We start from the raw sequence: 26,392 nt of genomic DNA, 5'->3' as shown, positions 1-26,392 counted from the left end.
TACACCCCCCCCCCCCCCCCGGCGGGGGCGGGGGGGGCCGGGGGGGGCCCCCCCCCGGGGCCCCCCCCCCCCCCGGGGGGCCCCCCCCCCCCCCCGGGGCCCCCCCCCCTCGTGCTGTCCTGACGGGAGCAGGTGTTCGGCCTAGGGTGGGGACATGACGATCAGGGCCGTGATCTGGGACGTGGACGACACCCTCTTCGACTACACCAGCGCGGATCGCGAGGGCATGCGCTCCCATCTGGCGGCCGAGGGCATGCTCCACGGGTACGGGACCCCGGAGCGGGCCCTGGTGCGCTGGCGGGAGATCACCGATCAGCAGTGGGCCCGGTTCTCGGCGGGGAAGACGTCCTTCGAGGGCCAGCGGCGCGACCGCGTACGGGTGTTCCTGGACCAGGAGCTGACCGACGCCGAGGCGGACGCCTGGTTCCAGCGTTACGTCGGTCACTACGAGGCCGCCTGGACCCTGTTCCCGGACGTCCTGCCCGCCCTCGACGCCCTCGCCGCCAGCCACCGGCACGCGGTGCTGTCCAACTCCAGCCTCACGGTCCAGGACCGCAAGCTGCGGGTGCTCGGCCTGCGCGACCGCTTCGAGGCCGTCCTGTGCGCGGCCGAACTGGGCGTCTCCAAGCCGAAGGCCGAGGCGTTCCTCGCCGCGTGCGACGCCCTGGAGCTCGCCCCGCACCAGGTCGCGTACGTCGGCGACCACCCGGAGATCGACGGGCGGGGCGCCGCCGAGGCCGGTCTGCTGTCCGTGTGGATCGATCGCGGCGGGGTGTACGGGGACGGTGCGGGGGCCGCCGTACCGCACCGGATCTCCACGCTCGCCGAACTCCCCGCCATCGTCGGCGCGGATACCCGTTTTGGAGCGCCGTCCACCTTCGGGTAATGTTCTTCCTGCGCCGAGGGGAGCGGGTCGGAAGACCGGGACCCCGGGGCGCAAAACTAGAACAAGATGCCCTCAAGGGCTTGCGTTCCAGTGGCCTATGGTGTAATTGGCAGCACGACTGATTCTGGTTCAGTTAGTCTTGGTTCGAGTCCAGGTAGGCCAGCTCGCAGAGCTCATCTGCACCAGCGGATCCCATCCGCAAGCCCCCGTTGTGTAGCGGCCTAGCACGCTGCCCTCTCAAGGCAGTAGCGCCGGTTCGAATCCGGTCGGGGGTACTGGTTCCGATCAACTCGGAATCGCTAGGGCCCCCGTTGTGTAGCGGCCTAGCACGCCGCCCTCTCAAGGCGGTAGCGCCGGTTCGAATCCGGTCGGGGGTACTGACTGGTCTAAACCATCATTGGTCTATGGTGTAATTGGCAGCACGACTGATTCTGGTTCAGTTAGTCTTGGTTCGAGTCCAGGTAGACCAGCTCGGATCTGCGGAAACGTAAGATCCTCGCCCCCGTTGTGTAGCGGCCTAGCACGCCGCCCTCTCAAGGCGGTAGCGCCGGTTCGAATCCGGTCGGGGGTACATCGGACGAAGGCCCTCCACCTCGGTGGAGGGCCTTCGTCGTTACTCGAAGCCGTACCGCCGTGCCGACTCCTCCTCCTGGGCCAGCCGGTGCAGCGCCTGGAGCATCGGCTCGACCAGCACCGCCGAGATCACCGCGCTCTCCGCCTTCTCCGCCTCCGACGGCTGCGCCTCCACGAAATCCAGGTCGTACCGCGCCGCCTCGTGCATCAACATCGCGTAGAAGACCAGCCGTTGGGCGTCCCAGTCGTAGCCGAGCCGGCGGAACGCGGCGATCGCCACCACCAGGGAGCGGTACGAGGGGGAGATGGTGGTGAGCATCTGGGCGTTGGTCCAGCCCAGCACCTCCAGCAGCCCGTCCGCCTCACGATGGGCGGACTGGACGTACTCGTCGTCCTCGTCCGGCTCCGGCACCTGCGGCAGCGCCCACAGAGCGGCGCCCAGCCGGATGGTGCGGCCCAGCGACTCGTCGTCGACATGCTCCAGCACCTCCCGCACCGTCGCCACCGGCAGCCGGCCGACCTGGATCATCGCGCGCACCAGTCGCAGCCGGCGCAGATGCTCCTCGTCGTACTCGGCGGTCGTCGCGTTGACCTGGCGGCCCGGCGCCAACAGCCCTTCGCGCAGGTAGTACTTGATCGTGGCGGTGGACACACCGCTGCGCTCACTCAGCTCGGCAAGCCGCATGCCTTGCGCCTTTCCTTGGGAAGTGCCACTATCCAAGCATTGCGCAGAAGGATAGTGCCGCTATCTGATGGGACGAGAGGGTCGCCATGTCCACCAGACCGGTTCCGGGCCGCACCACCGCGGAGGCAGAAGGCGACGTGGTGGTCCTCCTCATCGGCATGCGCATCAACCACTTCTGGGCGGTGCACCAGTGGCTCCCGGTCATGCTGGCGATGCTGCGCATGCTGGGGGAACTGGCTCGCGACAGGAGCCGGGGGCTGCTGGGGCGGATCCTGCTGACCGCCTCGCCGCGAACGTACTACGTCGTGCAGTACTGGGAGTCCAAGGAGAAGCTCTACGCGTACGCGACCGCGCCCGACGCCTTCCATCACCGGGCCTGGACGCTGGTCAACCGCGAGGAGAAGGCCGGGAGGGCGCGCGGGCACGTGGGCATCTGGCACGAGACGTATGTCGCGCCGGAGGGATCGTACGAATCCGTCTACGGCGACATGCCGGCGTTCGGCCTGGCGGCGGCGCACGGACAGGTCCCGCTGGAGCGGCGGGGCCGGTACGCGAAGGACCGGTTCGCGTACCGGTCGCAGCCGGCGCCCGAGACCGAGAAGGCCGGCTGAAGCGGGGGGCGGGGGAGGACCTGCCGCGCTGTCGAGGCGGGTCCTTGGGCGTGCATACGGCCCGGGCGGCGCGCGCTTGCCGGTGGGCTGGGTCCGGCCGCGGTGGGTTCGCGTATCGGTCGCCGAGGCCGAGAGGGCAGTTTGAAGCGGGGGCGGGGTAGGGCCTGCTACGGCGTTGGGGCGGGTCCTCCCCGGTGTGTTGTACCCCGAGGATGCGTGGGTTCGGCCGGAGCGGCGCAGTGCCTCGGAGAGGCGGCCGGGGGCGTCGATGGCCGTCTGGGCGTGCATGCGGCCCGGGCGGCGCGCGCTCGCCGGTGGACTGGGTCCGGCCGCGGCGGGGTTCGCGTACCGGTTGTGGTCGGTCGTCGAGGCCGAGAGGGCAGTTTGATGCGGGGGCCGGGGAGTGCCTGCCGCGGCCTCGGAGAGGCGGCCGGCGGCGTCGATGGCCGTCTGGGCGTGCATGCGGCTCAGGTGGCGCGCGCTCGCCGGTGGACTGGGTCCGGCCGCGGCGGGTTCGCGTACCGGTCGTGGTCGGTCGTCGAGGCCGAGAGGGCCGACTGATGCGGGGGACTGGGGAGGGCCTGCCGCGGCGTTGGGGCGGGTCCTCCCCGGTGTCGTGTCCCGGGGGTTCGAAGGGGTCAGCCGGAGCGGCGCAGTGCCTCGGAGAGGCGGCCGGCGGCGTCGATGACCGCCTGGGCGTGCATACGGCCCGGGTGGCGCGTCAGGCGCTCGATGGGGCCGGAGACGGACACCGCGGCCACCACACGGTTGGACGGGCCGCGCACGGGCGCGGAGACGGACGCGACGCCGGGCTCGCGCTCGCCGATGGACTGGGCCCAGCCGCGGCGCCGCACGCCCGACAGGGCCGTCGCCGTGAAGCGGGCGCCCTGCAGGCCCCGGTGCAGGCGCTCCGGCTCCTCCCAGGCCATCAGGATCTGCGCGGACGAGCCCGCCTTCATCGTGAGCGTGGAGCCGACCGGGACGGTGTCCCGAAGCCCGGACAGCCGTTCCGCCGCGGCCACACAGATACGCATGTCACCCTGGCGCCGGTAGAGCTGCGCGCTCTCGCCGGTGACATCGCGGAGGTGGGTGAGCACCGGGCCCGCCGTCGCGAGCAGGCGGTCCTCGCCCGCCGCCGCGGCCAGCTCGGCCAGGCGCGGCCCGAGGATGAACCGGCCCTGCATGTCGCGTGCCACCATGCGGTGGTGTTCCAGAGCCACGGCCAGCCGGTGAGCCGTGGGTCGTGCCAGTCCGGTGGCCCCGACCAGACCCGCGAGGGTGGCCGGACCGGACTCCAGAGCGCTGAGGACAAGGGCTGCCTTGTCCAGAACGCCGACGCCGCTACTGTTGTCCATGCAACGATACTCACGTCTCACTCTGTGAAACGCAAGTTCAATTTTCCGTGAGACGCGCAACCCTTGTTAGGCACAGCGGCCCGCGCACCGAACGGGCCTGGCGGCAGGCGCCCGGCACAGGGTGCGGGGACCGCCTCCCAAGATCTCTAGTTGGGCCGGCGCACCTTTGCCGGCCGGAGGGAAAGCGATGGGTAGGACACTCGCGGAGAAGGTCTGGGACGACCACGTCGTCCGGCGCGCCGAGGGCGAGCCCGACCTCCTCTTCATCGATCTGCACCTGCTGCACGAGGTGACCAGCCCGCAGGCCTTCGACGGTCTGCGCCAGAACGGCCGCCAGGTGCGCCGTCTCGACCTCACCATCGCGACCGAGGACCACAACACCCCCACCCTCGACATCGACAAGCCCATCGCGGACCCGGTCTCCCGCGCCCAGCTGGAGACCCTGCGCAAGAACTGCGCCGAGTTCGGCGTGCGGCTGCACCCGCTGGGCGACGTCGAGCAGGGCGTCGTGCACGTCGTCGGCCCGCAGCTGGGTCTGACCCAGCCCGGTACGACGGTCGTCTGCGGCGACTCCCACACCTCCACGCACGGTGCCTTCGGCGCGCTGGCGTTCGGCATCGGCACCTCCCAGGTGGAGCATGTGCTGGCCACCCAGACGCTGCCGCTGGCCCGCCCGAAGACCATGGCCATCACGGTCGACGGCGAGCTGCCCGAGGGCGTCACCGCCAAGGACCTGATCCTGGCGATCATCGCCAAGATCGGTACGGGCGGCGGTCAGGGCTACATCCTGGAGTACCGCGGCTCCGCCATCGAGAAGCTCTCGATGGAGGCCCGCATGACCATCTGCAACATGTCGATCGAGGCCGGCGCCCGCGCGGGCATGATCGCCCCCGACGAGACGACGTTCGCGTACATCAAGGGCCGCGCCCACGCCCCCGAGGGCGAGGACTGGGACGCCGCCGTGGCGTACTGGAAGACCCTGAAGACGGACGAGGACGCGGTCTTCGACGCCGAGGTGCACATCGACGCCGCCGCCCTCTCGCCGTTCGTCACCTGGGGCACCAACCCCGGCCAGGGCGCGCCGCTTTCGGCGTCCGTCCCCGACCCGGCTTCGTACGAAGACGCTTCGGAGCGCCTGGCCGCCGAAAAGGCCCTGGAATACATGGGGTTGGAGGCCGGCCAGCCGCTGCGCTCCATCAAGGTGGACACCGTCTTCGTAGGCTCCTGCACCAACGGCCGCATCGAGGACCTGCGCGCCGCCGCCGAGATCGTCAAGGACCGCAAAGTCGCCGACGGCGTACGGATGCTGGTCGTCCCGGGCTCCGCGCGCGTGGGCCTGCAGGCCGTCTCCGAGGGCCTGGACGTGGTCTTCAAGGAGGCCGGCGCCGAGTGGCGGCACGCGGGCTGCTCGATGTGTCTGGGCATGAACCCGGACCAGCTGGCCCCCGGTGAGCGCTCCGCGTCCACCTCCAACCGCAACTTCGAGGGCCGGCAGGGCAAGGGCGGTCGTACGCACCTGGTGTCGCCGCAGGTCGCGGCCGCGACGGCCGTCCTGGGCCACCTGGCGTCCCCCGCCGACCTGTCCGCCGACACCCCCGCGCCCGCTGGAGTCTGATCAGTCATGGAAGCATTCACCACCCACACCGGCCGGGCCGTCCCGCTGCGCCGCAGCAACGTCGACACCGACCAGATCATCCCTGCTCACTGGCTCAAGAAGGTGACCCGGGACGGCTTCGAGGACGGGCTGTTCGAGGCCTGGCGCAAGGACGAGAACTTCATCCTCAACCGGCCCGAGCGCAAGGGCGCCACGGTCCTGGTCGCGGGCCCCGACTTCGGCACCGGCTCCTCCCGTGAGCACGCCGTCTGGGCGCTGCAGAACTACGGCTTCAAGACGGTGATCTCGTCCCGCTTCGCCGACATCTTCCGCGGCAACTCGCTGAAGAACGGCCTGCTCACGGTGGTTCTGGAGCAGAAGACCGTGGACGCGCTGTGGGAGCTCACCGAGAAGGACCCCACGGCCGAGATCACGGTGGACCTCGAAGCGCGTGAGGTGCGCGCCGAGGGCATCACCGCCTCCTTCGAGCTGGACGAGAACTCCCGCTGGCGGCTGCTGAACGGCCTGGACGACATCTCCATCACCCTCCAGAACGAGGACGACATCGCCACGTACGAGGCCAAGCGCCCGTCGTACAAGCCGCAGACGCTCCAGAGCTGACCGGCGCCTGATCCAGGTCTGATTTCGGCCACCGCAACACCTCTTCTGTACCCCCGATCGCCACGATTGGGGGTACAGCCATGTCTGCACCCGAACGGCCCTGCGCGTTCTCGCACGTCGGCCCAACTTCTCACGTTACGAAGGCTGTTGCCGGGGTACGTGAGTGCAGTATCCGAGCCTTTCGCAAGTGCCCGGAAGGCCATTCGAGGCGGCAGTTGCACCCTGCGCAGGCGACAACTCGCCCCAGATGGCACAATCTGTGCATGGAACACGACGGCCAACTCGAGCTCTATACGGCGGTCGCGGACCAACTGAAGGAAGCGCACACAAGAGTGCGCGCACTGCAAGTCCCGGAGGGCGTACGGATGGCGCTGACCCGGAAGCTGCTGGTCATTACGGCCGCGGCCAAGCACGATCTCGCCGATGCGGCAAGGCGTCTGGAGCGGTTCACGGCGGACCTCGACGAGGGTCGATTCCCCGACGAGGAAGGCTGAACCGCACGAGACAGCCGAGTCCGTTGCGGCGCACGGGTGATAAGCCCGTTTCGTGTTTGATTTGCGGTATATATCTGCCTAACGTGCGAAAAAGCTTGAACACTTTCGTTCTGGCGATGTCTCCGAAGGGGAAGACGTGAACAAGGCGCAGCTCGTAGAAGCGATTGCCGACAAGCTCGGCGGCCGCCAGCAGGCCGCCGACGCTGTCGACGCGGTCCTGGACGCCATCGTCCGCGCGACGGTCGCCGGGGACCGGGTCTCGGTCACCGGTTTCGGTTCCTTCGAGAAGGTGGACCGTCCCGCCCGCTACGCCCGCAACCCCCAGACGGGCGAGCGGGTTCGGGTCAAGAAGACCTCCGTGCCGCGCTTCCGCGCCGGTCAGGGCTTCAAGGACCTGGTGAGCGGCACGAAGAAGCTCCCGCGCGGCGGCGAGGTCGCCGTCAAGAAGGCGCCCAAGGGCAGCCTGACCGGCGGCGCGGCCGCGACGGTCAAGAAGGCCGCCGCGAAGAAGGTCACCGCCAAGAAGGCCGCTGCCAAGAAGGTCACCGCCAAGAAGGCGGCACCCGCGAAGAAGGTCACCGCGAAGAAGACCACGGCGAAGAAGACGACCGCCAAGAAGACCACGGCCGCGGCGAAGAAGACCACGGCGGCGGCGAAGAAGACCACCGCCAAGAAGGCCCCGGCGAAGAAGGTCACGGCCAAGAAGGCCCCCGCCAAGAAGTCGACGGCACGCAAGACCACCGCCAAGAAGGCCACCGCCCGCTGATCGGCAGGGCACAGGGCACTCACACGCCGGGCCGGACTCCCCTCGGGAGCCCGGCCCGCGGCGCGTTCGGGCAGACGCTCAGAACGTCTGCAGGGTCACCAGCGTGATGCGGAGGTCCTTTCCGGAGCCCTCCGCCGGTTCCGTCTCGATCCGTACGCGCTGCCCGGGCCGCAGCAGCCGGAGGCCTCCGGCGTCGAACGCCGGGGCGTCGAAGGGCACCGGGGTGCCGTCGTCGAGCAGCACCTGACCGCTGCGGGTCTGGGGGTCGTACGTGTATGCGGTCGCCTGCATGTCGGCCAGCCTAATGCTCGCCGAGTGCGGAGTCGCGCCGTTGGGCCTGCGGGGCGGCTGCCGGGTGCGGGTGCGTTGTGGTTGATCGCGCAGTTCCCCGCGCCCCTGGGGGGTTGCAGTTGCCGTCGGCTCCATTGCAACCCCGAGCCGGCAAGCCCCGCAAGCGCCGGCGAGCGCCCCCAACCCCGCCCAGCGCCGGCGCCGGGTGTCTCAGGATTCCGGGATCAGCAAGCCTGCCGATACCGATGCCGTGTGTGGGCCCACCCCGAGGGCCAGGGCCGCTCGTAGGTCCTCGCCCGTGTCCACGTCCTGTCGTACCGAGTCGACCGCGTCGAGGCGGAGTTCCACCGCCCCCGAGGCGCGGTGCCGGGAGCGGGAATCGGTGCCGAATGCCGGGTGCAATTCCCGGTCGGGGGCCGCCGCCAGCAGGGTCGTGCCGATTGCGGCCGCATCCGCGAGAAAAGCACGCGGGAATTCCGCCGCGGCCGCCAGCACCCGGGACAATTCCGCGGGCCGCAGGGCCGGCAGGTCGGCGTTCAGGGCCGCCACGGGAGTTCCCGGACGCGACGACCGTACGACCCCCGCTCCGTGCGCCAGTGCGGCGTTCAGGCCGCCGGCCGGCTCGTCCGGGACGATCCGGGCACCCAGCGCCGCCAGCTCGCGGCCGGCCAGCTCGTCGTCCGTGACGACCGCCACATCCTTGACCTGCGGACATGCCAGCGCCGCGGCCACCGTGTCCTGCGCGAACGCGAGGGCCAGTGCCGGGCGCACCCCGTCGGCGGCCGTGTCCGAGAGCCTGCTCTTGGCCCGCGCCAGGGGCTTGAGGGGTATGACCAAGGTCCACTGCACCGACGTACCGTCCCTCTCTTGTTGCGGACATTGTCACCCGGGTCATCCGGCGGTTCCGGTCATCGGGCGTACGGTGTCCTCGACAGACCGGCGGCCCGGGGCGACACTTGTGCGGCCCCCGCACCCGGGGAGAAGGCCTAGAGGAAGGTGTCCGTGTGTCCCGCCGCAGAATCGGGTTCTGGTACCGCTTCGCAGCGGTCCTCTGCAAACCGCCGCTGGTGGTTCTGATCAAGCGGGACTGGCGTGGAATGGAGAACATTCCGGCCGACGGCGGATTTATCACCGCGGTGAACCACAATTCACACGTGGACCCCTTCGCGTACGCGCACTATCAGTACAACACCGGACGGGTTCCGCGATTCCTGGCGAAGAGCGGGCTTTTCAAGAAGGGATTCGTCGGGGCCGCGATGCGCGGCACCGGGCAGATCCCCGTCTACCGCGAGAGCACCGACGCGCTCAGCGCGTTCCGGGCCGCGATCGACGCCGTGGAGCGCGGCGAGTGCGTCGCCTTCTACCCCGAGGGCACCCTCACCCGCGACCCGAACGGCTGGCCCATGACCGGCAAGACCGGTGCCGCGCGGGTGGCGCTGCAGACCCAGTGCCCGGTCATCCCGGTCGCCCAGTGGGGCGCCAACGAGCTGCTGCCGCCGTACGCCAAGAAGCCCAACCTCTGGCCGCGCAAGACGCACCACGTCCTCGCGGGCCCCCCGGTCGACCTGTCGCGCTTCTACGACCAGGAGATGACTCCGGAGCTCCTCAAGGAGGCCACCGAGGTCATCATGGCCGCCATCACCCGCCTGCTGGAGGAGATCCGCGGCGAGAAGGCGCCCGATACGCCCTACGACCCGCGCCGGGAGCGGATCGAGCAGCGGCGCCGGACCGAGGCGCAGACGCAGACCCAGACCAAGCAGGCAGAAGGGCAGGGACAGGGCAAGTGAGCAAGCCGGTCAAGGCAGGGGTCTTCAGCGCCGGTTCGTGGGGCACGGCCTTCGGCATGGTGCTCGCCGACGCGGGCTGCGAGGTCACCATCTGGGCGCGCCGTGCGGAGGTCGCCGAGGCGATCAACTCCACCCGGACGAACCCGGACTACCTGCCGGGCGTCGAGCTCCCGGAGAACCTGCGGGCCACCACCGACCCGGCCGAGGCCGCCGCCGGCGCCGACTTCACGGTTCTGTCCGTCCCCTCCCAGACCCTGCGCGCCAACCTCGCGGAATGGGTTCCGCTGCTGGCTCCCGGCACCGTCCTGGTGTCCCTGATGAAGGGCGTCGAGCTGGGCTCCGCGATGCGGATGAGCGAGGTCATCGACGACGTCGCCAAGGTCGGCCAGGACCGTATCGCCGTGGTCACCGGGCCCAACCTGGCCCGGGAGATCGCCGCCCGCATGCCCGCCGCCGCCGTGGTCGCCTGCACCGACGAGGCGGTTGCCCAGCGGCTCCAGGGCGCCTGTCACACGCCGTACTTCCGCCCGTACACCAACACCGACGTCGTCGGCTGCGAACTCGGCGGCGCGGTCAAGAACGTGATCGGCCTCGCGGTCGGTATCGCCGACGGCATGGGCCTCGGCGACAACGCCAAGGGCTCGCTCATCACCCGCGGTCTCGCCGAGACCACCCGGCTCGGTCTGGCGCTCGGCGCCGACCCGCTCACCTTCTCCGGACTCGCGGGCCTGGGCGACCTGGTGGCCACCTGCTCCTCGCCGCTCTCCCGCAACCACACCTTCGGCACCAACCTCGGCAAGGGCATGACCCTGGAGGAGACGATCGCGGTCACCAAGCAGACCGCCGAGGGTGTCAAGTCGTGCGAGTCCGTGGCGGATCTGGCCCGCCGGCACGGCGTCGACATGCCCATCACGGAGACGGTCGTGGACATCGTGCACGAGGGAAAGCCGCCGGTGGTGGCCCTCAAGGAGCTGATGTCGCGCAGTGCGAAGCCGGAACGACGCTGAGCGATCTGGGCTGTCGGACGCTGTCTCGGGGCCCTACCACCGGGTACTCTCAACGCGATATGAGCACCGAGAACCTCCCCCAGAGCCCTGAGCAGCCGTCCCGCAAGCCGCGCGTGGCCGTCGTGTTCGGCGGACGCAGCTCCGAACACGGGATCTCCGTGGTCACCGCCGGCGCCGTACTGCGCGCCATCGACCGGACGAAGTACGACGTCCTCCCGATCGGCATCACCCGGGACGGCCGTTGGGCGCTCACCGCCGACGAGCCGGACCGGATGGCCATCACCGACCGCCGCACCCCGAGCGTCGAGGAGCTCGCGGAGTCCAGCGAGGGCGGCGTGGTGCTCCCCGTCGACCCCGCCAACCGCGAGGTGGTCTACAGCGAGCCCGGATCGGTGCCCAAGGCCCTCGGTGAGGTCGACGTGGTCTTTCCGGTGCTGCACGGCCCCTACGGCGAGGACGGCACCCTCCAGGGCCTCCTGGAGCTCTCCGGCGTCCCGTACGTGGGCGCGGGTGTGCTCGCCTCGGCCGTCGGCCAGGACAAGGAGTACATGAAGCGGGTGTTCACCTCCTTCGGGCTCAAGGTCGGCCCGTATGTGGTGATCAGGCCCCGCGAGTGGCAGCAGGACGAGTCCGCCGCCCGCAAGAAGATCATCGACTTCGCCGGCGAGCACGGCTGGCCGCTGTTCGTGAAGCCCGCGCGCGCGGGTTCGTCGATCGGCATCACCAAGGTCGACGACCTGTCCGGCCTGGACGAGGCGATCGCCGAGGCACAGAGCCACGATCCCAAGATCCTGGTGGAGGCCGCGGTGCGCGGCCGCGAGATCGAGTGCGGCGTCCTGGAGTTCGAGGACGGGCCGCGGGCCTCCGTCCCGGCCGAGATCCCGCCGCCGGACGCGCACGCGTACTACGACTTCGAGGCCAAGTACATCGACTCCACGCCCGGCATCGTCCCGGCGCCGCTGACCGACGAGGAGACCGCCGAGGTGCGGCGGCTCGCGGTCGACGCCTTCGAGGCGGCCTCGTGCGAGGGTCTGGTCCGCGCCGACTTCTTCCTCACCGAGGACGGCGAGTTCGTGATCAACGAGATCAACACGATGCCCGGCTTCACACCGATCTCGATGTACCCGCAGATGTGGCAGGCGACCGGGATCAGCTACCCGGAGCTGGTGGACCGGCTCGTGGAGGCCGCCCTGCGCCGCTCGACCGGGCTGCGCTAGGGCGTCGGACTCCGGTCCCGGCGGGTCGGACCCCGGCCCGCGGCCGTCATGTCCGTGCGGCCGTCATGTCATCGAGGCGATCCCCGTGGGGATCGCCTTTTTGACGGAAGCCGCCATCTCGGCGAGCACCCGGGCGCTGTCGTCCTGGCCCGACAGTTCCTTCGGCAGGATCAGCTGCACATAGGCCTCGCGCTTGGCCGTGGTGAACCGCCACGTCCCGTCGTCCTGCTTCTCCATGAGCCAGTCGACGCCGTTGACCCCGCCGCCGATCGCGTTCGGGTCGGCGCCCTGGGCCACCTTGGGGTCGATCATCTTGGGCGGCCGCACGATACCGCAGCGCAGTATGATCGCCGGGCTTCCCCAGCCCGCCGTGTAGGCGGACCGGGGTTCGGGGTCGTTGCGGCTCCGTCCGTCCAGCTTCTTCGGCAGCACCTCGTGCAGCTCGCGGCACATCCCGGCCGTCTTCGCGTCGGGACTGGGAACCGCGACGGTGGCGCTGTCGTCTGCTGATGAGCAGCCCGCGACGGAGATCAGCAGGGCCAGCGCGGGCAGACCGATGAGCCGGTGACGGAAGATGTCCACCGGCCAAGGGTAGACGGGGGCTAGAGATGCACGACCGGGCAGGTCAGGGTGCGGGTGATGCCGTCCACTTGCTGGACCTTGGCGACCACCATGCGGCCGAGGTCGTCGACGGTGTCGGCCTGCGCCCGCACGATGACGTCGTACGGTCCTGTCACGTCCTCGGCCTGGATGACTCCAGGGATCTTGCTGATCGTCTCGGCGACGGTCGACGCCTTGCCGACCTCCGTCTGGATCAGGATGTACGCCTGTACCACGGAACCTCCAGGGCGGCCACGAGGATCATGTGGGGAAAAGGAACGCCACGGTATCGCGTCGTCGCTCGCCGCGGGGAGACCTGCGCAGACCCCGACATCCGCGCCGGGGTGCAGGCACGACAGAAGTTGACGGTCACCTCGACCGTATCGAGGACGATGATGGTGCGCGAGCGGGTACGGACAGGGACAGAAGGGGCGAAGGGTCAATGAAGGGCACTGTTGGTGAGCTCGGGGAATTCGGGCTCATCAGGGAGCTCACCTCCCGTCTGACGACCACCCCGGTGGTCCGGGTCGGCCCGGGCGACGACGCCGCGGTGGTCGCCGCGCCCGACCGCAGGGTCGTGGCGAGCACCGACATCCTCCTGGAGGGGCGGCACTTCCGCCGTGACTGGTCCACGGCGTACGACGTGGGGCGCAAGGCGGCCGCGCAGAACCTCGCGGACATCGCGGCCATGGGCGCCGTACCGACCGCGCTGCTGCTCGGCCTGGTCGTCCCCGCCGAACTCCCGGTCACCTGGCCCAGCGAGCTGATGGACGGCCTGCGCGACGAGTGCCAGGTCGCGGGCGCCTCCGTGGTCGGCGGAGATGTCGTACGGGGCGACACGATCATGGTGTCGATCACCGCGCTCGGCGATCTGCGCAACCAGGAGCCGGTGACCCGGGCCGGAGCACAGCCCGGCGACCTCGTCGCGGTGACCGGCTGGCTCGGCTGGTCCGCGGCCGGGTACGCGGTGCTCTCCCGCGGCTTCCGCTCGCCGCGCGCCTTCGTCGAGGCCCACCGCCGCCCCGAACCGCCGTACCACGCGGGTCCCGCGGCCGCCGGGCTCGGCGCGACCGCGATGTGCGACGTGAGCGACGGACTGATCGCCGACCTCGGGCACATCGCCGAGGCCAGCAAGGTCCGCATAGACATCCGTTCCGGCGCGATCGACATCCCGTCCCAGATGAACGACATCGGTCAGGCCGTCGGCGTCGACCCGCTCCAGTGGGTGCTGACCGGGGGCGAGGACCACGCGATCGTGGCGACTTTCCCGCCGGACGTGAAGCTGCCGGCCCGCTGGAAGATCATCGGCGAGGTCCTCAACCCCTCGGCGCTGCCCCAGGTGACGGTCGACGGGGCGCCGTGGACCAGCAAGGGCGGCTGGGACCACTTCGGGGACATGGAGCCGTGAGCGCCCCGCCGAGGGTCCTGACCGTCGCCGGCTCCGACTCCGGCGGGGGCGCGGGCATCCAGGCCGACCTCAAGACGATGCTCGCGCTCGGTGTGCACGGCATGAGCGTGATCACGGCGGTCACCGCGCAGAACTCCCTCGGCGTGCGGGGGGCCTGGGAACTGCCGGTGGAGGCGGTGCGGGCCCAGTACCGCAGCGTCGTCGACGACATCGGCGTACAGGCCGTGAAGACCGGCATGCTCGCCTCGGCCGAACTCGTCGAGGCGGTGGCCGCGTTGATCGGCGACACGGACGCCCCGGCGGTCGTGGACCCGGTCGGCGTCTCCAAGCACGGGGACTCGCTGCTGGCCGCCTCCGCGCTGGACTCGATGCGCACGAAGCTGCTGCCGGTGGCGACCGTGGCCACCCCGAACCTCGACGAGGTGACCCAACTCACCGGCGTGCGGGTCGAGTCGGAGGAGGGGCTGCGGGAGGCCGCAGCCGCCGTGCTGGCCCACGGCCCGCGCTGGGTGCTGATCAAGGGCGGCCATCTGCCCGGGGACGCCGTGGACCTGCTCACCGACGGCTCCGAGGAACACTGGCTGCGAGCACCGCGGCACGACAACCGGCACACGCACGGCACCGGCTGCACACTCGCGTCCGCGATCGCGGCGGGGCTGGCGAAGGGGCGCTCCGTGCCGGAGGCGGTCACCGAGGCGAAGGCGTACGTCACCGGGGCGATCGCGGGCGGGTTCGCGCTGGGCGGGGGGATCGGGCCGGTGGATCACGCCTGGCGGTTCCGGGCCTGATCGATCCGTAGGAACGGCAAAAAGCCGACCCACCCGCAGGTGGACCGGCTTGTTGCAGCGAACCAGCAGTGGCCGCGCGCGATGGGGGTCCCCCCTGCTCGTTCAGAGCTTGGGGGATGTGCGTCAGCGCGAGACCTTGCCGGCCTTGATGCACGAGGTGCAAGCGTTCACGCGCTTCGGCGTCCCGCCGACCACGGTACGCACACGCTGGATGTTCGGGTTCCAGCGGCGGGACGTACGGCGGTGCGAGTGCGAGATGTTGTTGCCGAAGCCCGGCCCCTTGCCGCAGACGTCGCAGTTGGCAGCCACGGGTCACTCCAAAGACTTCAGATGCACTTACGGTTGATCCCGGCATGCCGGGATCTAGATCTTAGAACCTGAGATCTTGAGTGGCGTTGCCAGGGGAATGGCCCGATCGGATCGGGCAACCGGAGCAGCATACAACGACTGCGCCCGTACAACGAAACTACCATGGCAGCTCAGGGGCCCGCTCCCGGCCCTCTTCCGGTGGACGGCGACCCGGGGTCTACGCTGCGTCCGACGTCCAGCAGCTCAGGGAGGCGCAGGTGGCGCAGGTGCCGCAGACATTCTTCGATGCTCTCGCGGTACGCACCTGGTGCGGTCTCGCGCTCCGGGCGCTGGGGCAGGCGCGCGAGGAGATCGACGCGATCAACGTGTATCCGGTGGCGGACGGGGACACCGGCACGAACCTGTATCTGACCCTGGAGTCGGCCGTGGCCGCGGTCGAGGCGGTCTTCGCCGGGTACGAGGCGGCTCCGGCGAACGGCACGGGACCGTCGCTGGCCGATGCCGTGCACGCCATGGCGCACGGGGCCCTCATCGGGGCGCGCGGCAACTCCGGGACGATCCTCGCCCAGCTGCTGCGCGGCATGACCCAGGTGCTCACCGCCGACGGTGCGGCCGCTCACACGGACGGCGAAGGGCTGCGGCTCGCCCTGCGGCACGCGGCCGACTCCGCCCGCCAGGCCGTGGCCCACCCCGTCGAGGGCACCGTCCTGACCGTCGCCGCGGCCGCCGCCGACGCCGCCGAGGGCGCCGAGGGGGACTGCGGGACGGTCGCCCGCGCGGCCTACGAGGGGGCGCGTACGGCTCTCGCGGCGACTCCGGGGCAGCTGGCCGTCCTGGAGCGGGCCGGAGTGGTCGACGCGGGCGGCCGGGGGCTGGTGGCGGTTCTGGCCGCCCTGGTGGAGACGTTCACGGGGGAGGCGCCGACGGGCGCGCAGGGGGCGGCGCCCGCCTACCTGGGGCACCTGGAGGCCGTCGCGGAGGCGCACGCGCGCGGGGTGGCCGCCTCCGCGGAGGCGGCCGGGTGCGGCGACGGGGCGCAGGACGGCGGGCCCGCCTTCGAGGTGATCTATCTGCTGGAGGCCGGCGACGACGCCGTGGCGCGGCTGCGGGAGCGGCTCGACGCCCTCGGGGACTCCCTCGTGGTGGTCGGCGGGGACGGGCTGTGGAACGTCCATGTGCACGTCGACGACGCGGGCGCCGCCGTGGAGGCAGGCGTCGAGGCCGGGCGGCCGTACCGGATCCGGATCACCCACTTCGGGCTCGGCGATGTGCACACCGGCGGCGCGCGGCCGCCCCGCGAGCGGGTCCAGCGCGCCGTCGTGGCCGTCGTGCCCGGTGAGGGCCTGGCCGGGCTGTACACCGAGGCCGGCGCCACCACCGTGCTCGCCCGCCCCGGAGAGCCGCCCGCCAGCGGGGAGCTCGTCGAGGCCGTACGACGTGCCCACGCGCGCGAGGTGGTGCTGCTGCCCAACGACGCGGAGCTGCGGCACACGGCGGCCGCGGCGGCCGAACAGGCCCGCGCGGAAGGCATCCGCGTCGCCCTCATCCCGACCCGCTCGGCGGTCCAGGGCATCGCCGCGCTCGCGGTCCACGAGCCGCAGCGCCGCTTCGACGAGGACGTCGTCCAGATGACCTCGGCCGCGGGCGCCACCCGCTACGCCGAGGTCGCCGTCGCCGAGCGCCAGTCCTGGACCATGGCCGGCATCTGCCAGGCCGGCGACGTCCTCGGCCTCATCGACGGCGACGTCGCGGTCATCGGCTCGGACGTCACCGCCGCCGCCGAGACCGTCCTGGACCGCATGCTCCAGGCCGGCGGGGAACTGGTCACCCTCGTCCTCGGCGACGACGCGCCGGAGGAGATCGCCGACCGCCTGGAGGCGCGCGTCCGCGAGTCCTACCTCGCCGTCGACACGGTGGTGTACCGGGGCGGGCGGCAGGGAGCCCTGCTGCTCATCGGCGTGGAGTGAGCTCCAGCATCTGGCCCGCCTCGGCCCGGCGTGCCTGAAGGGTCTCGTCCGCGTCGTCGGCCTCTTCGTAAGCCGCCAGCACCGCACGCGCGCGTGCGGCCGCGTCGGCCGGGCGGCCCAGGTCGGCCTCCAGCCAGCCCGCGGCCAGCTCCGCCCCCGTACGGCTGTGCAGGGCGTCGTCGCCGAGCGAGCCGAACACCGCCACCGCCCGCTCCATCTGGGCCAGCGCCTCCTCGAACGCGGCCCGGATCACCTCCTCCTCGGCCTCCTCGGACACCGAGCGGGCCAGCAGGTCGCCGAACTGACGGTGGGTGTGCCCGAGTTCCGCGAGCAGCCGCCCGCGCGTCTCCTCGTCGCCGGCCGCCGCCCGCGCCGTCGCGCACTCCTCGACCGCGCCCGCCATCAGCTCCCGCGCCCCGGCCGGCCCGTCCTCGGTGCGCAGCGCCAGCCATGCGCGGGCGCGCAGCGAGCGGACGAGACCATGCACATTGCCGAGCGAGCGCCACAGGTCGCCCGCGCGCGCGTAGGCCCGGTCCGCCTCCTCCTGCAGCCCGGCCTGCCCGAGGGACTCGGCGGCGAGGTGGGCGAGCGTCGCGTGGTCCTGCTGCTCGGGCCAGTGCCGGGCGATCTCGGCCGCCTGCAGCCGGTGTTCGGCGGCGGCGCGGTGCTCGCCCAGCTCGCTCAGGCAGTCGCCGAGCCACCACTGGGTCTGCACGATCGCGCCGTCGCCGTGCGTGTCCGCGTCCAGGTCGGGCAGTGCCGACTCCAGCACCTCGGCGGCCTCGGCGAACCGCCCCTGCCGCAGCAGGAATCCGCCCAGCTGGTGCCGCGCCCAGGCGCCCAGCGTGGCGCTCTCGCCCGCCTCGTCGGCCCAGTGCGCGGCCTGCAGGGCGTGCTCCGCGGCCTCCGGCACCGCACCCCGGCCGCCCACCACCTCGGCGAGCTGGAGATGCAGCTGGGCCCGTCCGGTCGCCTCCAGGTACGGCCCGCCGTGCTCCAGGGACGCCCGCAGCGCCCGTTCCGCCTCCGCCATGTCGCCGCCCTGGTGCGCGAGAGCGGCCACCCGCACCTCGTACTCCACGCAGAACCACGGCAGCCCGGCCTCCACGAACCCCCGCGCGGCCCGCCGGAACAGCTCCGCCGCGCGCTCGGCGTCCCCGGCGTGCTCCGCCAGCTCCGCGAGCATCGCCCGCCCCTCGGCGGCCCGGGAGGCCAGCCGCACATCGTCGCCGATGTGCCCGTTCACCAGCGCCAGCAGCTCCCGTACGGCCTGCTCGGCCGCGGCGACGGCACCCGGGGCGTCCTCGTGCACCCGCCGCATCAGGATGCGCGCCCGCCCCATCAGCACGGACGCCGTCTGCCGTACGCCGGTGGCCTCGTCGGCGTAGAGCGCGAGGACCTCGTCGTACGGCTCCGCGACCGCCGTCAGCGCTTCGTCGACCTCACCCGACAGGGCGCGTACGTACGCCGCACGCGTGCGTGCCGCCAGTGCCTCCCCGGGGTCGCCCGCCTCCGCGTACAGCTCGGCGGCCCGCTCGAAGAGGCCGACGCCGTCGGGGCCGCGGTCCATCGCCTCGTGGTCGGCGATCTCCGCGCGGTCCCGCGCGTCCAGCTCGACGCCCTCGGCGGCCCGCGCGACCGCCGCCCACGCCTCGATCGCGTGGGGACGGAGGGTGTCCGACAGCCGCCGGGCCTCGGCGAGCAGCGCGGGCAGATCCGGCTCGCCCGCCGGGTCCGCGACCGTGACGGGGGCGGGCGGGGCTGCCACGGGGGAGTGCACGGCGGCCGTCCGCACCCCGAGCGGCAGCCGCTCCACCAGCGGCCGCTGCTCCATGCGCGCGCGTACCCGCTCGCCGACGGACGGCGAACCGTTGCGCCGGTCGAACCGCGCGGCCAGTTCCAGGGCCTCCCCGCGCGCGTGGGCGGCGAGCTCCCGGGCGGTCCACGCCCGCCCGGCCGGCCCTGGCACCCGCTGATCGCCGTGCCCGAGTCCGGTCATCCGGTCCATCAGCAGGGTCACCACGGCCATGAAGTCCAGCCGGCTGCGCGGCTGCCCCGTGTCCGTGAAGTACGCGGGCCGCTCCGCGAGCAGTTCGAGCCCCCGCGCCTCGTTGCCGGTCAGCGCGCAGAACTCCACGTGGTCCGCGTACGCGCCGCGCATGCTCTCCATGGGCCGCACCAGCCGGAAACCGCGCAGATGGTGGGCGCGGGCCTCGTCCACGCGCCCCAGCCGCAGCAGCGGCGCCAGTGAGGACGCGAGGACGGTGTGCGGCTCGTGGGCGCAGGTGTACTCGCCCTCCAGGACCGGCCGCCACAGCTCAAGCGCGTCGGCGTCCCGGCCCAGTTCCACCAGCCAGGTGCCCTGCCCGTGCAGCTCGCACGCATGGCAGTCCGCCATCCGGTCCCGGTCGGCGGCCAGCCAGGCGTCGTACGCCCGCCCCGCGCGGTCCAGGTCGCCGATGTGCGCCGCCACGCTGAACTCGGCGCTGCGCACCGCCCGTTCCGAGTGCCCGGCCAGCCGGTAGCGGTGCTCCATCTCGCCGAGCCACTTCTCGATCGAGGCGAGCGGGATGTGCGGCTGGTCCAGCATCCCGGCCGACATCCACTTGAAGACCCAGTGCAGCGAGTGCGTCTCGTACTCGTCGAAGTCCTCGGGCCGCTCGTCCCACAGGCGCAGCAGCCGCGCGAACGGGACGAACATCTTGTCCTTCTCGGAGCTGTAGTTGTAGACCTTCAGCTGGTGCCCGAGCGCCTCGATCACGGCGAGCGGGATGTTCAGCCGCTCGGCCTCGACGAGCAGTTGCTCCGCGCGCGCGTTGCGGGCCGGGCCCTCCGGCTGCTCGCCGTTGTCCGCCATCGCCCGGCGCAGCGCGTCGAAGTCCGTGATCCCGGTTTCTTCGGTCATCGGTGACCGTCCTCCCCGTGTGTGGCCCACTCCAGGAGGCCGATGAACGCCCGGTTCAGGAGCGCGGAGTCGGCGGGCCGCAGGGGACGCTGCGCCATCAGCAGCGCCTGCCCGTACAGCGACTCCGTCGCGGTGCCGATCAGCTCCGGTTCCGTCAGGGAACTGATGCGCCGGATCAGCGGGTTGAGATGGTTGAGCACCAGACGCGCGCGCGGGGCGCTGCCGCGCAGCGAGCCGAGGATGCCCGCCCACAGATCGTCGGCCTGTTCCTCGGCCTCGGCCCGCGCCTGCTCGTGCCTGGCCGCCCGGTCGTCCAGGTGCAGCGCGGGCACGGACAGCGGATGGAAGGCGCGCAGTACGACGTCACAGCCCAGCGGGTCGAGCTTCGCCCGCGCGGCCGCCAGGAAGCCGGACAGCGCCAGTTCCTCGGCCGGATCGACCGCGTCCAGATGGGCGGTCACGGTGTCCGCGTCCAGCTCGGCGACCACCGTCCGGGGGCGCACCGACGGCAGCGCCTCGACCAGCTCGCTGTCGTAGGTGTAACCGCCGTTGACCACCCCGACGCCCTGCGCGGAGGCGATCGGCGCGACCTGCCGGTACTCCTCGACCGTCCGTGTGAAGTGCACCACCGGGTGCCGCTGCGCGAACTCCTCCAGGGACAGCCGCCCGTCGGTCGTCTCGAACGGCAGCCACGGCAGCATCGTGCGCAGCATCTCGCTGTCGTGCCGCGCCAGCGACTTCACGCCCAGGTGGTGCACCGACAGGAACGCGGACAGCCGTTCCGGATCGCCCGCCGCGAGCCCCGTCAGCCAGGAGCGAATCCTTTCGCCGAGCGCCTCCCGTACGGCCGCGAGGGTCTCGTCCTCGTACAGCGACTCGCGCGAGGCCGTGGGCCGCAGACTGTCCGTGTCCAGGACACAGCGCACGAAGAACGCCCAGTCCGGCAGCAGCTGTTCGGCCCGCTCGGTCAGCAACATGCCCTTCAGGTGCACGCGGTGCGTGGCCCGCTGGGCGGGGCTGACCGCCGACGGCAGCACGTAGGCCACCCCGCGGATCCCGGCCAGCGGCACGTTCAGCTCGATCGAGTCCAGCGGGGTGAAGCCGAACAGCTCGTGGCAGTGCCGGGCCAGGGCCACCCGGCGGCCGGCGGGGGAGGGGTACGCGCGGTCCCAGGGCGCCGGAAGGTCGGTGACCGGCTCGTCGCCCACCCGCACGTCGTACGGCAGCAGCGACCCGAAGTCCCGCGCCAGGGTGCGGACACGCTCCGGCGAGAGCCACTCCGCGGCCCCGGCCCGCGCCACCAGGTGCACGGTGGTGCCCGGTTCGGGACGTGCCTCGTCCGGCAGGGTCCGCAGGGTGTACGAGCCGTCGTCGCGCGCCGTCCACTCCACGGGCGGGGCATCCGGCGTACGGGCGCTGCGGCTGACGACCCGGATCCGCTCGGCGACCACGAAACAGGCGAGCAGCCCGATGCCGAACTGGCCCAGGAAGTCGGAGCGGGCCTCCTGCAGCCCGTCCGCGCGCTTGGAGCTGCGGCCGATGGTCGCCAGCAGGCTGTGCACATCGGACTCGGTGAGCCCGACGCCGGAGTCCTCCACCCGGAGCGCTCCGCCGTCCGCGTACAGCCGCACCCGGGCCGGGGCTTCGGGCTCGTCGCCCCGCCGGGCGGTGATGGCGTCCACGGCGTTCTGCAGCAGCTCGCGCAGATAGACCTTGGGGCTGGAGTACAGGTGATGGGAGAGCAGGTCCACCAAACCACGCAGGTCGACCTGGAACGTATGAGGTGACTGTGATGCCTGGGATGACTGTGAGGTCTGGAAGTCCATCGTCGCAGCGCCGGTGGGGGAGGTGCTTCGGCGCGGGGTCGGGCGGTCCCTGGTGGGGCGGTGACCGCGGGGGATGGCCGGAGCGGGCCATCCTAAAGCCCGAACAGCCCGTCTGACCAGGGGTTTCCCGGGACGTATACGTCAATGTCAGTGACGTGGTGTGCAATGGATCTCGTGCCCGCACTGAAAGAACCGCTGAAACAACCACTGAAGTCAGTGCTCGGCCCCGCCACCGCGAAGGTGATGGCCGAGCATCTCGGCCTGCACTCCGTCGGCGACCTCCTGCACCACTACCCGCGCAGATACGAGGAGCGCGGCCAGCTCACCCACCTCGCCGACCTCCCCATGGACGAGCACGTCACGGTGGTCGCCCAGGTCGCCGACGCCCGCCTGCACTCCTTCGCCTCCGCCAAGGCCCCCCGCGGCAAGGGCCAGCGCCTGGAAGTCACCATCACGGACGGCAGCGGCCGCCTCCAACTGGTCTTCTTCGGCAACGGCGTTCACAAGCCCCACAAGGAGCTGCTGCCGGGCACACGCGCGATGTTCGCGGGCAAGGTCTCCGTGTTCAACCGGCGGCTCCAACTGGCGCACCCGGCCTATGAACTTCTGCGGGGCGACACCGAGGAAGCGGTGGAGACCTGGGCCGGAGCCCTCATCCCCATCTACCCCGCCACCGCCAAGCTGGAGTCCTGGAAGATCGGCAAGGCGATCCAGACGGTGCTGCCCAGCGCCCAGGAGGCCCTCGACCCGCTGCCCGACTCCCTGCGCGAGGGCCGCGGCCTGGTCTCCCTCCCCGAGGCCCTCCTCAAGATCCACCGCCCGCACACCAAGGCGGACATCGCCGACGCCCGCGCCCGCCTCAAGTGGGACGAGGCCTTCGTCCTCCAGATCGCCCTGGCCCGCCGCCGGTACGCCGACGCGCAACTCCCGGCGGTCCCGCGCAGGCCGAAGAGCGACGGCCTCCTCACGGCCTTCGACGACCGCCTCCCGTTCACCCTCACCGAAGGCCAGCAGAAGGTCTCCAAGGAGATCTTCGACGACCTGGCCACCGAGCATCCGATGCACCGGCTGCTGCAGGGGGAGGTGGGTTCGGGCAAGGCTCAGCCTCTCGACTCGCTCGTGCTCACTCCTGCTGGCTTCCGTCGCATGGGAGACTTGAAGGTGGGAGACGAGATCGTCGTGCCGGACGGAGAGATCGCGTTGATCGACGGTGTCTTTCCACAAGGAGAGCGCGAAGTCTGGCGTTTGGTCCTTTCCGATGGAAGTTCCGTCGAGTGCGACGACGAGCATCTTTGGATCGTCGGCACGAGTTGCGGGTGGCATCGGGGACAGGCTCCCAAAGTCATGGCGACTCGGGAGATCCGCGCGGACACCTACAAGGCCAACGGATCATCGAAGTGGTACGTTCCGGCAGCTACTCCAGTCGATTTTGGAGACGACTCCGGGCTGCCTCTCGATCCGTACCTGTTCGGCCTTCTCCTGGGAGACGGCTCATTCCGTCACAACCTGCGCCTGTCCACGATCGATGCCGAGATCCGTGATGCAGCGGCGGCGGCCCTGGCACCCGAATGCCAATTGGTGCCGGTGAAGGGATCCCGCTGCGACCACACCATCCAGCCGGCCCACCGTACGGGCGGTATGCGCAATCCGGTGATCCAGGCATTGCGTCATTTGGGCCTTTGGGGCGTGACGTCGCACGGGAAATTCGTTCCCGACGCCTTCAAGAACACAACGATCAAGAACCGTCTCGCTGTGCTCCAGGGGCTGATGGACACCGACGGCACGGTCCGCACGGGCGGCCTCAGCGCCTCGTTCTGCTCTGCCTCGCGGAGGCTCGCGGAAGACGTCGCCTGGCTGGTTCGCTCGCTGGGGGGCCGGGCGCGGATCCTGCCGAAGCGGGCGGCGTTCAACGTCTCCGTTTCCCTGCCCGGCGCGTACACCCCGTTCAGGCTGACGCGCAAGGCCGAAAAGGTGGGTCCCCGACCGAAATACAACACGTTCCGACGGGGGATTCGGGCGGTCGAGTACGTCGGGCGGAAGCCCGTCCAGTGCATCAGTGTCGCTCATCCGAGCCGTGCCTACGTCACCGACAACTTCACGGTGACCCACAACACGATGGTGGCCCTGCGCGCCATGCTCGCCGTCGTCGACGCGGGCGGTCAGGCCGCCATGCTCGCGCCCACCGAAGTGCTCGCCCAGCAGCATCACCGGTCGGTCGTCGAGATGATGGGGGAGCTCGCCGAGGGCGGGATGCTGGGCGGGGCCGAGCAGGCCACCAAGGTGGTGCTGCTCACCGGATCCATGGGAGCGGCCGCACGTCGGCAGGCGCTGCTCGATCTCGTCACCGGGGAGGCCGGGATCGTGATCGGCACGCATGCGCTGATCGAGGACAAGGTGCAGTTCCACGACCTGGGGCTCGTCGTGGTCGACGAGCAGCACCGGTTCGGGGTCGAGCAGCGCGACGCCCTGCGCGGCAAGGGAAAGCAGCCGCCGCACCTGCTCGTCATGACCGCCACGCCCATTCCGCGCACGGTCGCGATGACCGTCTTCGGCGACCTGGAGACCTCGGTCCTGGACCAGCTTCCGGCCGGTCGCTCGCCCATCGCCAGCCATGTCGTCCCGGCCGCCGACAAGCCGCACTTCCTGGCCCGCGCCTGGGAGCGGGTCCGCGAGGAGGTGGCGAGCGGGCATCAGGCGTACGTCGTCTGCCCCCGGATCGGGGACGAGGACGTGGACCCCAAGAAGAAGTCCCCCGAGGACGAGGCCGAGAAGCGCCCGCCGCTCGCCGTCCTCGACGTGGCCGACCAACTGGCCAAGGGCCCGCTCACCGGCCTGAAGGTGGAGGTGCTGCACGGCCGTATGCACCCGGACGACAAGGACGCCGTCATGCGCCGCTTCGCGGCCGGGGAGACCGACGTCCTGGTCGCCACGACCGTGATCGAGGTCGGCGTCAACGTCCCGAACGCCACCGTGATGGTGATCATGGACGCCGACCGGTTCGGCGTGTCCCAGCTCCACCAGCTGCGCGGCCGCGTCGGCCGTGGTTCCGCCGCCGGTCTGTGCCTGCTGGTCACCGAGATGCCCGAGGCCAGCGCGGCCCGCCAGCGGCTGGGCGCGGTCGCCGCCACCCTCGACGGCTTCGAGCTCTCCCGCATCGACCTGGAACAGCGCCGCGAGGGCGACGTCCTGGGCCAGGCCCAGTCGGGCGCCCGCACCTCCCTGCGGGTCCTGGCGGTCATCGACGACGAGGAGATCATCGTGGAGGCGAGGGAGGAGGCCGCGGCGGTGGTGGCGGCCGACCCCGAGCTGGACGGGCTGCCGGGCCTTCGCACGGCCCTTGACGCCCTGTTGGACGACGAGAGGGAGCAGTACCTGGAAAAGGGCTGAGCCGGTCCCACCCAGGGGCGCGGGGCTGTATGGACTGTGCGGCTGCCGCCGCGCGGGCGCGACCGCGCGGCGGCAGCCGCACAGGCCGACGGTCATCACGCACCCACCCCCTACGCCTGCCAAACTGAACGCACAGCCGTCCCCGAACAAGGACCCCGAAATGACCCGCGTGATCGCCGGCGCAGCCGGCGGACGCCGCCTGGCCGTCCCGCCAGGGACCGGCACCCGCCCCACTTCCGACCGCGCGCGCGAGGGTCTCTTCTCCACCTGGCAGTCCCTGCTCGGCGGCCCCCTGGACGGCGAGCGGATTCTGGACCTCTACGCCGGCTCCGGCGCCGTGGGCCTGGAGGCCCTCTCCCGCGGCGCGAGCCACACCCTGCTCGTCGAGGCCGACGCCCGCGCGGCCCGCACGGTCCGGGAGAACGTACGCAGCCTCGGCCTCCCGGGCGCCGAGGTCAGGGCGGGCAAAGCGGAACAGATCATCAGGACACCGGCGCCGGCCGAGCCGTACGACATCGTCTTCCTCGATCCTCCCTACGCCGTCTCGGACGAGGATCTTCGGGAGATTCTGCTCACACTCCGCTCGCAGGGGTGGCTCGCGGAGGAAGCCCTCGTCACCGTGGAGCGCAGCACCAGAGGCGGCGAATTCCGCTGGCCGGACGGTTTCGAAGCGCTCCGGGCCCGTCGCTACGGCGAGGGAACGTTTTGGTACGGTCGCGCCGCCTCTACGTGCGAAGACGCACGATGACCGGACCGGAGAGCGAGGGATCACAAGTGCGCCGCGCCGTCTGTCCCGGGTCGTTCGACCCCATCACCAACGGACACCTCGACATCATTTCCCGTGCCTCGCGCCTGTACGACGAGGTCTATGTGGCGGTCATGATCAACAAGGCCAAGAAGGGCCTGTTCGAGATCGACGAGCGGATCGACCTGATCCGCCAGGTCACCGCCGAGTACGGGAACGTCCGCGTCGAGGCCTTCCACGGCCTCCTCGTGGACTTCTGCAAGCAGCGCGACATCCCCGCCATCGTCAAGGGCCTGCGCGCCGTCAGCGACTTCGACTACGAGCTGCAGATGGCCCAGATGAACAACGGCCTCTCGGGCGTCGAGACCCTCTTCGTGCCCACCAACCCCACCTACAGCTTCCTGTCGTCCTCCCTGGTCAAGGAGGTCGCGACCTGGGGCGGCGACGTCTCCCACCTGGTCCCGCCGGTGGTGCTCGAGGCCCTCACCGAGCGCCTGAAGCAGGACTGAGGGCGCACAGCGAAACCCGCCGGATCCTGACAATCCATCACCCGGTGTCGGACGGCCGCCC

Annotated in this window: 24 protein-coding genes and 5 tRNA genes; 20 read left to right on the top strand and 9 right to left on the bottom strand. The window is 71.3% G+C overall.

Going from position 1 to position 26,392, the window contains the following annotated elements; all coding sequences use genetic code 11:
- Window positions 1–154: 154 nt before the first annotated feature.
- The 6 genes from ACFY1J_RS34705 to ACFY1J_RS34680 all read left to right on the top strand — a co-directional run bounded on the left by ACFY1J_RS34705 (window position 155) and on the right by ACFY1J_RS34680 (window position 1,457).
- The gene (locus tag ACFY1J_RS34705) at window positions 155–886 is read left to right on the top strand and encodes an HAD family hydrolase (RefSeq protein WP_390712529.1); all 732 of its coding nucleotides are present in this window, start codon (window positions 155–157) and stop codon (window positions 884–886) included.
- A gap of 91 nt (window positions 887–977) precedes the next feature.
- Window positions 978–1,049 (top strand) — tRNA-Gln (locus ACFY1J_RS34700).
- 39 nt (window positions 1,050–1,088) lie between these two features.
- Window positions 1,089–1,161 (top strand) — tRNA-Glu (locus tag ACFY1J_RS34695).
- A gap of 29 nt (window positions 1,162–1,190) precedes the next feature.
- Window positions 1,191–1,263, top strand: a tRNA-Glu gene (locus tag ACFY1J_RS34690).
- Window positions 1,264–1,284: 21 nt separating this feature from the next.
- A tRNA-Gln gene (locus ACFY1J_RS34685) sits at window positions 1,285–1,356 on the top strand.
- A 28-nt stretch (window positions 1,357–1,384) separates the two neighbouring features.
- Window positions 1,385–1,457, top strand: a tRNA-Glu gene (locus ACFY1J_RS34680).
- 42 nt (window positions 1,458–1,499) lie between these two features.
- Here ACFY1J_RS34680 and ACFY1J_RS34675 read toward each other — a convergent pair.
- Window positions 1,500–2,144: a MerR family transcriptional regulator gene (locus ACFY1J_RS34675; RefSeq protein ID WP_390712530.1), complete on the bottom strand. Its 645-nt coding sequence runs from the start codon at window positions 2,142–2,144 to the stop codon at window positions 1,500–1,502.
- Window positions 2,145–2,230: 86 nt separating this feature from the next.
- Between ACFY1J_RS34675 and ACFY1J_RS34670 the strand changes: the two genes are divergently transcribed.
- A complete protein-coding gene (locus ACFY1J_RS34670) occupies window positions 2,231–2,755 on the top strand; it encodes a DUF4188 domain-containing protein (protein WP_390712531.1) in 525 nt (174 codons plus the stop codon).
- A 638-nt stretch (window positions 2,756–3,393) separates the two neighbouring features.
- Here the strand turns inward: ACFY1J_RS34670 and ndgR are convergent.
- Window positions 3,394–4,110, bottom strand: a complete 717-nt coding sequence (ndgR, locus tag ACFY1J_RS34665; RefSeq protein WP_145883474.1) for an IclR family transcriptional regulator NdgR — start codon at window positions 4,108–4,110, stop codon at window positions 3,394–3,396.
- Between the two features lie 187 nt (window positions 4,111–4,297).
- Here ndgR and leuC point away from each other — a divergent pair, with 187 nt between their 5' ends.
- The 4 genes from leuC to ACFY1J_RS34645 all read left to right on the top strand — a co-directional run bounded on the left by leuC (window position 4,298) and on the right by ACFY1J_RS34645 (window position 7,585).
- Window positions 4,298–5,725, top strand: a complete 1,428-nt coding sequence (gene leuC / locus ACFY1J_RS34660) for a 3-isopropylmalate dehydratase large subunit (protein ID WP_390712532.1) — start codon at window positions 4,298–4,300, stop codon at window positions 5,723–5,725.
- 6 nt (window positions 5,726–5,731) lie between these two features.
- The gene (gene leuD / locus ACFY1J_RS34655) at window positions 5,732–6,325 is read left to right on the top strand and encodes a 3-isopropylmalate dehydratase small subunit (protein ID WP_390732587.1); all 594 of its coding nucleotides are present in this window, start codon (window positions 5,732–5,734) and stop codon (window positions 6,323–6,325) included.
- A gap of 263 nt (window positions 6,326–6,588) precedes the next feature.
- Window positions 6,589–6,819, top strand: a complete 231-nt coding sequence (locus tag ACFY1J_RS34650) for a hypothetical protein (protein WP_390712534.1) — start codon at window positions 6,589–6,591, stop codon at window positions 6,817–6,819.
- A 136-nt stretch (window positions 6,820–6,955) separates the two neighbouring features.
- Window positions 6,956–7,585 (top strand): HU family DNA-binding protein, encoded by a 630-nt coding sequence (locus tag ACFY1J_RS34645; protein WP_263213129.1) that lies wholly within the window; start codon window positions 6,956–6,958, stop codon window positions 7,583–7,585.
- A gap of 78 nt (window positions 7,586–7,663) precedes the next feature.
- On the opposite strand, the gene ACFY1J_RS34640 is transcribed toward ACFY1J_RS34645, so the two are convergent.
- Together ACFY1J_RS34640 and cofC are read right to left on the bottom strand one after the other, a co-directional pair.
- Window positions 7,664–7,876 (bottom strand): hypothetical protein, encoded by a 213-nt coding sequence (locus ACFY1J_RS34640; RefSeq protein ID WP_390712535.1) that lies wholly within the window; start codon window positions 7,874–7,876, stop codon window positions 7,664–7,666.
- 210 nt (window positions 7,877–8,086) lie between these two features.
- Window positions 8,087–8,725, bottom strand: a complete 639-nt coding sequence (gene cofC / locus ACFY1J_RS34635; RefSeq protein ID WP_390732586.1) for a 2-phospho-L-lactate guanylyltransferase — start codon at window positions 8,723–8,725, stop codon at window positions 8,087–8,089.
- A 155-nt stretch (window positions 8,726–8,880) separates the two neighbouring features.
- Between cofC and ACFY1J_RS34630 the strand changes: the two genes are divergently transcribed.
- From ACFY1J_RS34630 to ACFY1J_RS34620, 3 genes are read left to right on the top strand one after another with little or no spacing between them, the layout of a single operon-like run.
- The gene (locus ACFY1J_RS34630) at window positions 8,881–9,663 is read left to right on the top strand and encodes a lysophospholipid acyltransferase family protein (RefSeq protein ID WP_390712537.1); all 783 of its coding nucleotides are present in this window, start codon (window positions 8,881–8,883) and stop codon (window positions 9,661–9,663) included.
- Window positions 9,660–10,670, top strand: coding sequence for an NAD(P)H-dependent glycerol-3-phosphate dehydrogenase (locus ACFY1J_RS34625; RefSeq protein ID WP_390712538.1), 1,011 nt, complete (start codon window positions 9,660–9,662; stop codon window positions 10,668–10,670). Before ACFY1J_RS34630 ends, ACFY1J_RS34625 begins: the two co-directional genes overlap by 4 nt.
- Window positions 10,671–10,729: 59 nt before the next feature.
- Complete coding sequence (locus ACFY1J_RS34620) at window positions 10,730–11,887, top strand: D-alanine--D-alanine ligase family protein (protein WP_390712539.1); 1,158 nt, start codon at window positions 10,730–10,732, stop codon at window positions 11,885–11,887.
- Between the two features lie 63 nt (window positions 11,888–11,950).
- Here the strand turns inward: ACFY1J_RS34620 and ACFY1J_RS34615 are convergent, their stop codons facing one another.
- Window positions 11,951–12,469 (bottom strand): DUF3515 domain-containing protein, encoded by a 519-nt coding sequence (locus tag ACFY1J_RS34615; protein ID WP_390712540.1) that lies wholly within the window; start codon window positions 12,467–12,469, stop codon window positions 11,951–11,953.
- Between the two features lie 20 nt (window positions 12,470–12,489).
- Window positions 12,490–12,723 (bottom strand): Lrp/AsnC family transcriptional regulator, encoded by a 234-nt coding sequence (locus ACFY1J_RS34610; RefSeq protein ID WP_003997603.1) that lies wholly within the window; start codon window positions 12,721–12,723, stop codon window positions 12,490–12,492.
- A gap of 206 nt (window positions 12,724–12,929) precedes the next feature.
- Here ACFY1J_RS34610 and ACFY1J_RS34605 point away from each other — a divergent pair, with 206 nt between their 5' ends.
- Both ACFY1J_RS34605 and thiD read left to right on the top strand, forming a co-directional pair.
- The gene (locus tag ACFY1J_RS34605) at window positions 12,930–13,895 is read left to right on the top strand and encodes a thiamine-phosphate kinase (RefSeq protein ID WP_390712541.1); all 966 of its coding nucleotides are present in this window, start codon (window positions 12,930–12,932) and stop codon (window positions 13,893–13,895) included.
- On the top strand, window positions 13,892–14,683 hold the full coding sequence (gene thiD / locus ACFY1J_RS34600) for a bifunctional hydroxymethylpyrimidine kinase/phosphomethylpyrimidine kinase (RefSeq protein WP_390712542.1): 792 nt from the start codon (window positions 13,892–13,894) through the stop codon (window positions 14,681–14,683). Before ACFY1J_RS34605 ends, thiD begins: the two co-directional genes overlap by 4 nt.
- A 123-nt stretch (window positions 14,684–14,806) precedes the next feature.
- On the opposite strand, the gene rpmB is transcribed toward thiD, so the two are convergent.
- Entirely contained in the window at window positions 14,807–14,992 is a 186-nt protein-coding gene (gene rpmB, locus ACFY1J_RS34595; protein WP_003993230.1) for a 50S ribosomal protein L28, read from the bottom strand.
- Window positions 14,993–15,249: 257 nt separating this feature from the next.
- Here rpmB and ACFY1J_RS34590 point away from each other — a divergent pair, with 257 nt between their 5' ends.
- Window positions 15,250–16,959, top strand: a complete 1,710-nt coding sequence (locus tag ACFY1J_RS34590) for a DAK2 domain-containing protein (protein WP_390712543.1) — start codon at window positions 15,250–15,252, stop codon at window positions 16,957–16,959.
- Here ACFY1J_RS34590 and ACFY1J_RS34585 read toward each other — a convergent pair.
- Window positions 16,943–19,864, bottom strand: a complete 2,922-nt coding sequence (locus ACFY1J_RS34585) for a tetratricopeptide repeat protein (RefSeq protein ID WP_390712544.1) — start codon at window positions 19,862–19,864, stop codon at window positions 16,943–16,945. The genes ACFY1J_RS34590 and ACFY1J_RS34585 overlap by 17 nt on opposite strands.
- The gene (locus ACFY1J_RS34580) at window positions 19,861–21,690 is read right to left on the bottom strand and encodes an HSP90 family protein (RefSeq protein ID WP_390712545.1); all 1,830 of its coding nucleotides are present in this window, start codon (window positions 21,688–21,690) and stop codon (window positions 19,861–19,863) included. Before ACFY1J_RS34580 ends, ACFY1J_RS34585 begins: the two co-directional genes overlap by 4 nt.
- 165 nt (window positions 21,691–21,855) lie before the next feature.
- Here ACFY1J_RS34580 and ACFY1J_RS34575 point away from each other — a divergent pair, with 165 nt between their 5' ends.
- From ACFY1J_RS34575 to coaD, 3 genes are all read left to right on the top strand, one after another.
- Complete coding sequence (locus tag ACFY1J_RS34575; protein ID WP_390712546.1) at window positions 21,856–25,077, top strand: helicase-related protein; 3,222 nt, start codon at window positions 21,856–21,858, stop codon at window positions 25,075–25,077.
- Between the two features lie 160 nt (window positions 25,078–25,237).
- Complete coding sequence (gene rsmD / locus ACFY1J_RS34570) at window positions 25,238–25,825, top strand: 16S rRNA (guanine(966)-N(2))-methyltransferase RsmD (RefSeq protein ID WP_390712547.1); 588 nt, start codon at window positions 25,238–25,240, stop codon at window positions 25,823–25,825.
- A gap of 26 nt (window positions 25,826–25,851) precedes the next feature.
- Entirely contained in the window at window positions 25,852–26,331 is a 480-nt protein-coding gene (coaD, locus tag ACFY1J_RS34565; protein ID WP_390712548.1) for a pantetheine-phosphate adenylyltransferase, read from the top strand.
- Window positions 26,332–26,392: the final 61 nt, after the last annotated feature.

Origin of the sequence: Streptomyces sp. NPDC001406, assembly GCF_042895285.1 — a bacterium.
Taxonomy (GTDB): domain Bacteria; phylum Actinomycetota; class Actinomycetes; order Streptomycetales; family Streptomycetaceae; genus Streptomyces.
Note: the sequence above shows the minus strand (reverse complement) of the source record. Positions and strands in the feature narration are given on the sequence as shown.